The organism is Mesorhizobium sp. M7A.F.Ca.MR.362.00.0.0 (assembly GCF_004023175.1).
Lineage (GTDB): Bacteria > Pseudomonadota > Alphaproteobacteria > Rhizobiales > Rhizobiaceae > Mesorhizobium.
This window is the reverse complement of sequence record NZ_RZTF01000034.1, coordinates 15,476-22,321: the sequence shown is the minus strand read 5'-3', so window position 1 is coordinate 22,321 and position 6,846 is coordinate 15,476. Positions and strand designations below refer to the sequence as shown.

The following is a 6,846-nucleotide window of genomic DNA, read 5'->3' as shown; positions in this document are numbered from 1 at the left end:
CGGTATAGCCGAACAGGTTCAGCACCTTGACCGGCCGCTTCGCCGCCGCGATCAGCCCGGCCATGTGATCCCAATGGGAGGCCTGCTCGGGAAAGACGCCGACATGACGAAACGAGGTGAAACGGCCGAGATAGTCGATGCCGTCATGCTTCATCGGCCAGGTCTCGCCGAGCGGCAGCTTGGGGAAACGCCAGCGGCCGATGCCCTCCTCGTCGGTGTCGCCGGTGAAGACGGCGTCGGCACGCTCCCATTCCTTTGCCGGCAAGGCCTTTTGCCAGATCGCCTGGCCCTCGGGCCGAACGATACGGTAGGGGCCATATTGTTCGAGCTTTTGGCCGGTGCCGCTGTCGAGCAGCGCATAATCGGCATTGGGCGCCACTTCCAGGATCACGGGAAGATGTTCGGCGGGCAGAGCGCCTTCGCGGCGGGCCAGGATGCGCGGCGCCGAGTTCGGTTCGGAACGACTTTCCGTCTTCGCCTCATGGCGCTCGCGCGGTGGCGCTTCCGGTCTGGCGGGAGCCTGGCCGGGACGCGGACGTGACACGTCCGCCGCACCCTTCGCGGATGGATGTGGACGGTTGTCGCGGCGTTTGTCGCGAAAAGACTTCAAGCGGGGGCAACTCCGAACGGCGTGGCCGCTTTTGACATAGGGCAACCCGCTTCGCAACCAAGTCCGACAGGTCGGCCTCTCCGGTTCAGGTTGGCCGTGGTGGACCAATGTCAAGGAAACAGGCAAATCTACCGGATGTCCCGCTCCGAACGCCTGCTCGACCTGATCCAGTGCCTGCGCCGGCATCGCCGGCCCGTGAGCGGACAGGCGCTGGCCGATGAACTCGGGATTTCGATTCGCACACTCTACCGCGACATCGCCACGCTGCAGGGCCAGGGCGCGCCGATCGAGGGCGAGGCGGGTGTCGGTTATGTGCTCAAGCCCGGCTTCATGCTGCCGCCGCTGATGTTCAGCGACGAGGAGATCGAAGCCATCGTGCTCGGCTCGCGCTGGGTCGCCAAGCAGCCGGACCAGCGCCTCTCGGCCGCCGCTGCCAACGCGTTGGCCAAGATAGCGGCGGTCCTGCCGGACGATCTGCGCGAGGATCTCGACGCGAGCACACTGCTGGTCGGCCCTTCCGCCGCAGTCATCGAAAGCATCGATCTTGGCCTCGTACGGCAGGCCATCCGCAACGAGCGCAAGCTCGGCTTTCTTTACCGCGCCGCCGGCGGCGCTGCGTCCGAGCGTGTCGTGTGGCCATTTGCGCTGGGCTTCTTCGACAAGGTGCGGGTGGTGGTGGCGTGGTGCGAGATGCGGCACGATTTCCGGCATTTTCGCGCCGATCGCATCGCCGAACTCCAAGCAACGGACACGCGCTATCCGCGTCGTCGCCAGGCGCTGCTCAAGGAATGGCGGGCAACGCTCGACAAGCCGCGTGGTTCGAGATGACTGCTGCCATGATCTGACAGTAGCTCATCTTATGGTCGCCAAGTCGAAGCACCGAACCTTGGAGAGCAGATATGGCCACCCCGAATTTCATCATCCTCTATGTCGACCAGCCGCTTGAGAGCGGCGCCTTCTACAGCGCGCTGCTCGGCCGTGAGCCGGTCGAAAGTTCGCCGACCTTCGTGCTGTTCGTGCTCGATGCCGGCTTCAAGTTCGGCCTGTGGTCGCGCCATACGGTGGAGCCGGGAGCCGGCATGTCAGGCGGTGGCGCCGAAATCGTCTTTGCGCTGGATACGCCCGATGCGGTCGATGCCGCCCATGCCGACTGGTCCGGGCGCGGGCTGAATATCCTGCAGACGCCAACCGACATGGATTTCGGCCGTACTTTTGTCGCGCTCGATCCCGACAATCATCGCCTGCGCGTCTATTGGCTGTCCGATGGCGAACAGGCCAATGGTAACCAGAAATGAGCGCGTACTGGATCGCCGTGGCGTCGGCCGAACATGTCCGGCGGGGTCGCGCAGCCGGCTTCATGCAGGTCAACCACGGCAAGGCGGCACCGCTGCGTCGCGTCAAGCCAGGCGATGGCATCGTCTACTACTCGCCGAACACTGTTTTGGGCGAGAAAGATGGCCTGCGGGCCTTCACCGCGATCGGCATCGTGCGGGAAGGCGAGCCCTATCAGGGCGATATGGGCGCCGGCTTCACACCCTTCCGCCGCGATGTGGCGTGGGCCAAGGCCGAGGAAGCGCCGATCAAGCCGCTGCTCGACAGGCTGGACTTCACCATGGCCAAGTCGAACTGGGGTTATCAGCTTCGCTTTGGCCTTTTCGAAATCGGGGATCACGATTTTCGTGTGATCGCCGACGCGATGAGCGCCAAAATGGCTGTACCGGCGAACTAGGCCGTGAGCGCCTTGTAGACGGCAATGCCGGCGGCAAGATCCTCGAGCGCCGCGCCGACCGACTTGAACAGCGTGATCTCCCCAGCGCTCTCGCGACCCTTCTTCTGGCCGCGCGCTAATTCGTGCAGATCGGCGACGATGGTTTCCGGCTTCAGCACGCCGGAGGCCAGCGGTTGGACGATGTCGCCGGCTTCCTTGGTGGCGCCGGCGCGGGTGTCGACATAGACGCGGGCAAGCCTGATCGCGTCGTCGTCGCTCTCGCGCATCGTCGGCGTAAAGCCTCCGACCAGGTCGACATGGGTTCCCGGCCGCAACAATGCGCCCTTGATCAGCGGCGTCGTCGTGATCGTCGCCGAGGAGACGATGTCGGCCCGTCCAAGCTCGGCATCGAGATCGCTCGCCGCGCTGGCTGCAAAACCCTCGGCGCGCAGGTCGGCGGCGACTTTCTCGGCATTGGCCGGGGTGCGGTTCCAGATGCGGATGGTCTTGATCGGCCGTACGGCCGAGTGCGCCTTGGCGAGGAAGGGCGACAGCGCGCCGGCGCCGACCACCAGCAGCCGCGAGGCATCGTCGCGGGCGAGATAGGAGGCCGCAAGCGCCGAAGCACAGGCGGTGCGCCACTGTGTCAGCCGCTGGCCGTCGATCAAGGCCTCGGGTTCGCCGGTGGCGCCATTGAGCAGGAGATAGAGCCCCATCACCGCCGGCTTGCCGATGGCATTGTTGTCGGGGGACACGGTGACGATCTTGACGCCGATGTGACCACCGGTCGATGTGCCGGCCGCGTTGAGGTCGGTCCAGGCCGGCATCAAAAGCAGGGTGGAGGCCGCGCCATCTGGCCGCTCGATCGTATGATGATGCCTGACCGGCTGCACCGCACCGTCGCGGAACGCCGTGCGCAGCGTCTCGACCAGTCCGGCAAAGGTCAGCGCATGGTCGACCTCTGCGGCCGAAATGGTCAGCATGTAAAACTCCGTAGGGACAAAACCGCCGACGGGCGGCTCAAGCGGTCGGCTTCGGCAATGCGGACCCTTGGGCGGAGCCTTGGGTGGAGCCTGGGGCCGTTCCCGGAGCCTGGCTTTGCGGTACCGCCGGCGCACGGCTGACCGCCTGGCGCAGGTTCTCGGCTTCGACGCCGCGCTGGCGCGCCAGCTTGCGATAGCGGCCCTGCTTGACCCAGGTTGCCAGGCTGCCGACGATCATGCCGATGGCGAGTGCCAGGAACAGGAAAATGAACAGCGGCAAAGTCAGGGTCAGCTTCGGATTGCCGGGGTTGAACGGATCCAGTGTGAAGGCGACCAGTTCGCGGTTGGCAACGGCGAGGGCGATCAGGATGATCGCCAGGGGCACGAAGATCGCGATGAGCATGAAGCGATTGAACATGATGTTTTCCGTCGGAAGCTGGCCTGTCCGAAAGGCCGTCAGGCGCTGACGTCGCGCCTACTTGCCGCCGTTCAGCCTTTCACGCAGTTCCTTGCCGGTCTTGAAAAACGGCACCCACTTCTCCTCGACCTCGACGGATTCGCCGGTGCGCGGATTGCGGCCGGTGCGGGCGGGACGATTCTTCACCGAAAAAGCGCCGAAGCCACGCAACTCGACCCGGTTGCCTTCGGCAAGGGCGTCGGTGATTTCATCGAAGATGGCGCCGACGATGTTTTCGACGTCGCGCAGGAAAAGATGCGGATTGCGCGTGGCAATAATCTGCACAAGTTCGGACTTGATCATGAGACGGGTCCCCGTGAAAGCAGTGCGGTCAAAATTATGAGGATGATTTTATTTGCTTTTTTCACTTGCCCCAAACGGCGTCTCAAGGGTGCCAGACGGAAACGAGACCGTCAAGAAACAAGCGGTCGGCTCCGAGTTCATGGATGACGTCGCCGCTGTAGGCTGGCAGGCCGAGCGCGCTGCCGATGGTTTGCGCCATCGCTTTCGAGAACAGGAAGCCGCCGCGCCTGTTCGGTATCCTTCCACTCGACGACCTTGAGCTTGGCATCGACGCCCTTGGTCGCCAGCCAGTCGACCGCTACCGCCTCGCCGCCGACGGCGTCGATCAGCCCGTTGGCAACGCCCTGACGACCGGTGAATATCGAGCCGTCGGCAAGCGCCAGTGCTTGTTCGCGGGTCATCTTGCGGCGTTCGGCGACGATGTCGACGAACCAGTTGTAACTGTCGAGGATGAGTTTGCGGACCATGGCGCGCTCGTCGTCATTGGTCGGCTTGAAGGGAGAGGGCGCGGCTTTCAGCGGTGAGGATTTAACTTCCTCCAGCTTGACGCCGAGTTTGTCCATCAGGCCGCTGACGTCGGGATACTGGATCAGCACGCCGATCGAGCCGACGATCGAGGTCTTGCGGGCAACGATGTGATCGGCGGCACTGGCGATCATATAGCCTGCCGATGCGGCGAGCGTGCCGATTTCCGCCACCACCGGCTTGTCGGCGGCCAGCTTGCGCACTTCTTCATAGATCGACTCACCACCGACGGTGGTGCCGCCAGGCGAATCGATCGACAGGATCACGCCCTTCACCTTCGATGAAAGACGGATGGTTTCCAGCCGCTTGATCAGTTCCTCGTCCTCGGTGATCGTGCCTTCGATCTTGACCTTGGCAATATGGTCGACCGTCGAGCCGCCGAAATCGTCGCCATAGAACCAGGTTGAAAGCGCAATCACCCCAAGGGCTACGATGCCTATGGCGACGACGCGCCAGAATGTCAGCTTGCGCCGCAAACGGCGGCGGTCGATCAGGTCGTCGGCTCTCAGTGCCATGGTCAGCCTTTCAGTCGGCGGGAGGAGACGCTTTTAGACCATGATCCGCCCATCTGGAAGCAGTTCTCTTTTGCGTATGGCGAGACAGTCAGCACCTGGACGTGAGGTAGCCATCCCCGTCGACAGTCGGCCAGCCTCGGCTAGGCGCTCTACAAGTATTGGTCTGCTCACATGTTTGTGCAATCGCCCCAGGTTGGCGACGAGACCGACGACGGATAAATTTTACGCCGCGTGTCTGTTTCTGCTATGGAGAACACGCAGTTGTGCGGACCTCGTTTTCGTCTGTACAAAGGCGGCTGTCACATTTTTGCAGTTTTCGTGGGCTTGTGCTTGCTTGAAAGCGCCGGCGTCCCACCTATAGGCGGTGCTCAAGGGTGGGCAGGGTTAAAGAAAGCAGTGAATGTTAGCGCGACCGATTGAACCGACCAACGCCGAGGCGGTGTTGGCTCCCCCGGCGGACGGCCGGACGCGCGGCGACGCTTTCGACCGTGCACAGCGTCATTCGCGCCGCGTGCGCGTTCTCAAATTTGCCGTGCCGGTGGCCGCGGCACTGATAGCGGTCGCCTTCCCGGTCTATTCCTATCTCGCCGCACCCGTCGCCGTGAAGGTTCAGGCGGAAGGCACTGCCTTTTCCAACGGCAAGCTGGTGATGGCCAATCCCAAGCTCAACGGTTTCACCAAGCAGAAGCAGCCTTATTCGATGACGGCGCTGCGTGCCATTCAGGATGTCAGCACGCAAGGTATCATCGAGCTGGAAGGCATCGACGCCAAGGTGCCGATCGCGCCCGACAATGTGGCGGCGGTCAAGGCCTCGCACGGCACCTACGATCGCGACGGCAATACGATGAATTTGACCAGCGACGTGACGATCACCACGACCGACGGCATGCAGGCCAAGTTCAAATCGGTCTTCCTCGACATGGGCAAAGGCACTATGAAGACGGGAGATCCCGTCGATGTCAGCCGTGGCGGGTCGCGGATCACGGCGGATACGATGTCGGTCCAGGACAATGGCAAGGTTCTGGTTTTCGAGAACAAGGTGCGCGTCAACATCGATTCCACCGCCTTGAAGGCGGCACAGGGAAACAGCGGAGAAACCAATGCGGCTCAGTAGTTCGACGCGGCTCGCGGCTGCAACTTCAACGTTGCTGCTGCTCGGACTCGTGCCGTCATCGGCGCAGACGACCAGTCAATCAGGCCTCAAACTGTCCGGCGACAAGCCGATCCAGATCGAGAGCGACAAGCTGGAAGTCCGCCAGGCCGACAGTGTCGCCATCTTCACGGGCAATGTCAGTGTCGTCCAGGGGCCGACATTGATGAAGGCCGGCAAGATGACGGTCTACTACGTCAAGGACCCCAACGCCGCTGCCAAGGGCACGGAGGCCGCGGGTGCGGCGATGACGGGCTCGGCCAACATCGATCACCTGGAGATCTCCGACAAGGTTTACATCAAGTCGGATGCGCAGGTCGCGACAGGCGATCAAGGCAGCTTCGATATGAAGAGCCAGGTGCTGGTGCTTTCGGGCAAAAAGGTCGTTCTGTCGCAAAACGACAACATTCTGGTGGGCTGCAAGCTTACCGTGCAGATGAAAAGCGGGCTGGCTCAGGTGGATCCATGCGCTGGGCAACGCGTCCAGATGTCGATCACGCCGCCGCCGAAATCGGGAGCGACGAACCCCTGATGGCCAGCCTGTCGTCGCTGACGGCGCGTCTTCCGGGACGGGCCGCCGGCAAGCTTTCGGCGC

At 63.0% G+C, this 6,846-nt stretch carries 8 protein-coding genes and 2 pseudogenes (1 of these 10 running past the window's edge); 5 read left to right on the top strand and 5 right to left on the bottom strand.

The features are described 5' to 3' along the window. Positions 1 to 610: pseudogene (locus tag EOC06_RS07570) on the bottom strand (class I SAM-dependent rRNA methyltransferase); it reaches 500 nt to the left of the window's first position. 135 nt (positions 611 to 745) lie between these two features. Between EOC06_RS07570 and EOC06_RS07565 the strand changes: the two are divergent. The 3 genes from EOC06_RS07565 (at position 746) to EOC06_RS07555 (ending at position 2,339) form a co-directional block, all read left to right on the top strand. Next, the gene (locus EOC06_RS07565; protein WP_128307457.1) at positions 746 to 1,438 is read left to right on the top strand and encodes a YafY family protein; all 693 of its coding nucleotides are present in this window, start codon (positions 746 to 748) and stop codon (positions 1,436 to 1,438) included. A gap of 71 nt (positions 1,439 to 1,509) precedes the next feature. Next, complete coding sequence (locus tag EOC06_RS07560; RefSeq protein WP_128307456.1) at positions 1,510 to 1,905, top strand: VOC family protein; 396 nt, start codon at positions 1,510 to 1,512, stop codon at positions 1,903 to 1,905. After that, positions 1,902 to 2,339: an EVE domain-containing protein gene (locus EOC06_RS07555; protein ID WP_127271652.1), complete on the top strand. Its 438-nt coding sequence runs from the start codon at positions 1,902 to 1,904 to the stop codon at positions 2,337 to 2,339. Before EOC06_RS07560 ends, EOC06_RS07555 begins: the two co-directional genes overlap by 4 nt. On the opposite strand, the gene EOC06_RS07550 is transcribed toward EOC06_RS07555, so the two are convergent. The 4 genes and pseudogenes from EOC06_RS07550 to sppA form a co-directional block, all read right to left on the bottom strand. After that, a complete protein-coding gene (locus tag EOC06_RS07550; RefSeq protein ID WP_128307455.1) occupies positions 2,336 to 3,301 on the bottom strand; it encodes an ornithine cyclodeaminase family protein in 966 nt (321 codons plus the stop codon). The genes EOC06_RS07555 and EOC06_RS07550 overlap by 4 nt on opposite strands. A gap of 37 nt (positions 3,302 to 3,338) precedes the next feature. Continuing rightward, the gene (locus tag EOC06_RS07545) at positions 3,339 to 3,719 is read right to left on the bottom strand and encodes a LapA family protein (protein ID WP_128307454.1); all 381 of its coding nucleotides are present in this window, start codon (positions 3,717 to 3,719) and stop codon (positions 3,339 to 3,341) included. Between the two features lie 57 nt (positions 3,720 to 3,776). Beyond that, positions 3,777 to 4,061: an integration host factor subunit beta gene (locus EOC06_RS07540; RefSeq protein ID WP_006200394.1), complete on the bottom strand. Its 285-nt coding sequence runs from the start codon at positions 4,059 to 4,061 to the stop codon at positions 3,777 to 3,779. Positions 4,062 to 4,143: 82 nt separating this feature from the next. Beyond that, positions 4,144 to 5,101: pseudogene (gene sppA / locus EOC06_RS07535) on the bottom strand (signal peptide peptidase SppA). Positions 5,102 to 5,501: 400 nt separating this feature from the next. On the opposite strand from sppA, the gene lptC reads away from it, so the two are divergent. Both lptC and EOC06_RS07525 read left to right on the top strand, forming a co-directional pair. Beyond that, positions 5,502 to 6,215 (top strand): LPS export ABC transporter periplasmic protein LptC, encoded by a 714-nt coding sequence (gene lptC, locus EOC06_RS07530; protein ID WP_127269996.1) that lies wholly within the window; start codon positions 5,502 to 5,504, stop codon positions 6,213 to 6,215. After that, the gene (locus EOC06_RS07525) at positions 6,202 to 6,783 is read left to right on the top strand and encodes an LptA/OstA family protein (protein WP_128307453.1); all 582 of its coding nucleotides are present in this window, start codon (positions 6,202 to 6,204) and stop codon (positions 6,781 to 6,783) included. Before lptC ends, EOC06_RS07525 begins: the two co-directional genes overlap by 14 nt. Positions 6,784 to 6,846 lie beyond the last annotated feature (63 nt).

What these genes read in the sequence shown, in the direction of transcription:
- EOC06_RS07540 (WP_006200394.1), bottom strand. Translation starts at nt 4,061, where the DNA reads ATGATCAAGTCCGAACTTGTGCAGATTATTGCCACGCGCAATCCGCAT.
- EOC06_RS07555 (WP_127271652.1), top strand. Translation starts at nt 1,902, where the DNA reads ATGAGCGCGTACTGGATCGCCGTGGCGTCGGCCGAACATGTCCGGCGG.
- EOC06_RS07560 (WP_128307456.1), top strand. Translation starts at nt 1,510, where the DNA reads ATGGCCACCCCGAATTTCATCATCCTCTATGTCGACCAGCCGCTTGAG.
- lptC (WP_127269996.1), top strand. Translation starts at nt 5,502, where the DNA reads ATGTTAGCGCGACCGATTGAACCGACCAACGCCGAGGCGGTGTTGGCT.
- EOC06_RS07545 (WP_128307454.1), bottom strand. Translation starts at nt 3,719, where the DNA reads ATGTTCAATCGCTTCATGCTCATCGCGATCTTCGTGCCCCTGGCGATC.
- EOC06_RS07525 (WP_128307453.1), top strand. Translation starts at nt 6,202, where the DNA reads ATGCGGCTCAGTAGTTCGACGCGGCTCGCGGCTGCAACTTCAACGTTG.
- EOC06_RS07565 (WP_128307457.1), top strand. Translation starts at nt 746, where the DNA reads ATGTCCCGCTCCGAACGCCTGCTCGACCTGATCCAGTGCCTGCGCCGG.
- EOC06_RS07550 (WP_128307455.1), bottom strand. Translation starts at nt 3,301, where the DNA reads ATGCTGACCATTTCGGCCGCAGAGGTCGACCATGCGCTGACCTTTGCC.